Annotated in this window: 2 protein-coding genes and 1 pseudogene; all 3 read right to left on the minus strand. The window is 40.7% G+C overall.

The window, feature by feature from the left end:
• Window positions 1-110: 110 nt before the first annotated feature.
• Window positions 111-959, minus strand: coding sequence for a MurR/RpiR family transcriptional regulator (locus tag LD39_RS01575; protein ID WP_035542156.1), 849 nt, complete (start codon window positions 957-959; stop codon window positions 111-113).
• A gap of 84 nt (window positions 960-1043) precedes the next feature.
• Window positions 1044-2423: an aspartate aminotransferase family protein gene (locus LD39_RS01580; protein ID WP_035542157.1), complete on the minus strand. Its 1380-nt coding sequence runs from the start codon at window positions 2421-2423 to the stop codon at window positions 1044-1046.
• 197 nt (window positions 2424-2620) lie between these two features.
• Window positions 2621-2786 (minus strand): annotated as a pseudogene (locus LD39_RS23400) (RNA-binding protein S1); the annotation flags it as partial.

The raw sequence follows: 2786 nt of genomic DNA on the forward strand, positions 1-2786 counted from the left end.
TTTCACGGCGGTAACACGGGTTCGAATCCCGTACGGGTCATCGGAAACATTCTTGTCCAAAAAAACCCCGCATTCTCAAGTTTGAGAATGCGGGGTTTTTTATTGGATTTCTAATAGAAAACATCGAATCTGTCCCACACATCATCGAGCTTATTCAACTTCTCATTAAAACCATCTTTCTTTTCCTTTGCTGTATAAATGATCAAGGCATTAATCAAGCTTAAAGGAGCTACAAATGAATCGATGAAGGCCGGCATTTGACTCTCCGCTGTCAGAGTGACGTCCGCATACTGAATGAGAGGGGATAACATACCATCCGTTAAAGCAATCGTCATTGCACCTTTTTCTTTTGCATAAGAAAAGATATCGACTGTACTTTTTGTGTACCGTGAATAACTGATCCCAATCACCAGGTCTTCTTCGCGTAAATCATAAAGCAGGTCGGCATCTTTTTCAATCGAATCAAGCATTTTTACCTGGTCTACCATTTTCTCCAAGTAATAATGCATGAAAAGGCCTAACGCTGCTGCACTTCGATTAGCAACGATGTACACATTCCTTGCCTTCAACAAATAGCCGGTCGCTTTTCTAAAGTCCTTAATATTAAGATTCTTCATAGTCATCTGTATGTTTTCTATATCTCCACTCAGCACATTAGGAATATCTTGATCCTCTTGTCCATACACCTCATCAGACATTTGAAGTCTCTCAGTAGTGGTTAACTTTTGCTGAACGGAGGCCTGGATATGTTCTTGAAACTCCGGGTATCCAGAAAACCCCAAAAATACAGCAAACCGAACAACCGTCGCATCACTGACATTCACAACCTTCGCTAATTGACCCACATTTAAAAAAGAGACCTCGTTGGGTTTCTTGAGGATGTATTGAGAAATTTTTTTGTAGGATTTACTCATTTCCGGCATCTTTTCATAAATGATTTTGTACACATTTATATCCATGTCAAACCTCTTTCTATTCTCTACTTCACTATACTCCTTAGCTTAACATGTTCTTAAATGGCGGTGCTTCCTCTCTATTATCCACTACAGGCTGCCTTGCACGGCTCGTATCGCTTGTTCATGGGCTTCAACCGTCCTAGTGATGTCCTTTTCTGTATGGGCTGTAGACAACGAATAACGATTAAGCGGCTTCGTATAGATCCCAAGCTCCAACAATTTGTAGTCGATCATCTTCCTTAACGACGTATCCGCTTTAGCCATATCCCGATAATTCTTAATTTCTCCTTCTGCCAAAATGATATTGAAAATACTCCCTTTTCCTACCGTCTGCATAGGTATACCATAACGTTTATATAATTGCTCGAGTTGATTTCTGAGCGATTCCGTCTTAGCAAAAAGATTATCCATCGCATCTTCATTTTCAAGTAATTCGATTGTGGCAAGTCCAGCAGCTAAGACTGTTGGATGTCCGTTGTACGTCCCACTATGGAACAAAGCATGATGTTTATTTTGGTTTGAAGCACCAGCTGTCAGAATATCTTTCCCACCATCCGGAGCAAGAATATTCATGATTTCTTTCGAACCGCCGATTGCCCCCACAGGGAAACCGCCTCCAAGGACTTTTCCTAGCGCAGTAAGGTCCGGTTCGATTCCATAGACCGTTTGCGCTCCACCTAAGGATAAGCGGAAGCCTGTTTTCACTTCATCTAAAATGAGGAGGATTCCAAGTTCTTCAGTTAAAGACCGTATATTTTTCATGAATTCTTTTTCCGCTGGTATAAAACCACCTTGGACAGGTTCCATGATAATGGCAGAAATTTGATCTGTGTTTTCACGTAAAATCTTTTCCGTAGATGGAAAATCATTAAAGGGAAGGATAATCGTATTATCATGATAATACTCAGGAAGCCCAAGTGATTCTGGAACCGGGTTTGGGCGCACTGCCTCTCCCGCTTCTTCATGACCGGGATTCACACTGAGTAAAACTTGATCATATCCACCATGATAATGACCTTCAAATTTAGCAATTTTTGATCTCCCTGTATAAGCCATCGCAACTCGAAGGGCAAGTAAAGTGGCTTCTAAGCCAGAGTTCGTATACCTGACCATATCAATTCCTGGATAAAGTGAAACTAATTTTTCAGCCATAGTCATCTCTGAGGTGTGAGGCGTACCGAAGATGGTCGTTCCTGCTTCTTCCATTTGATTCAATGCCGCTTTATAAACGGCTGGATGTCCATGCCCATGAATTAAGGCTCCGTATGAAAGGAGATAATCAATATATTCGTTATGATCGACGTCATACAGCTTGCTCCCCTCTGCTTTTTCCATAAAAATTGGATGGGGATCGATATATTTAATGTTTGCCGTAACCCCTCCTGGAATAAATTCCTTCGCTCTATCAAATAATTCCGCTGATCTCTTCACCTTTTCTGGTAATGGATGAAACTCTTCACGATTCAAGAAAAGAACCTCCGTTTGTTTAATATTTATTTCAAAAATACAATATCATGAAATAAATATTTCATAAACTATAAAAGGGTTTCTTTTCTGTATTTCCATCAAAAACATTCTATAAAAAATAAAGAAGCAGACCCTCTTCAGGGTCTGCTTCTTATATGAAAAATGTGCACCTTTTACTCATTGTCCTAGACAGCAAGCTATCCTCTTTTAGCACCTCGACCTCCACGTTTGGACTCGGTGTGCTTTTTCAGTGATGCTAGGCGTTCGTCGCTATCCTTCATAAAGCGGCTCATTTTCTGTTCAAATGATTCCGCCGGTTTGCGAGGCTTTTGTGGGCGACGAGTTTGGTTTTCTTTTGCTTTT

This window comes from Halobacillus sp. BBL2006, from assembly GCF_000786645.1.
Classification (GTDB): Bacteria; Bacillota; Bacilli; order Bacillales; family Halobacillaceae; genus Halobacillus.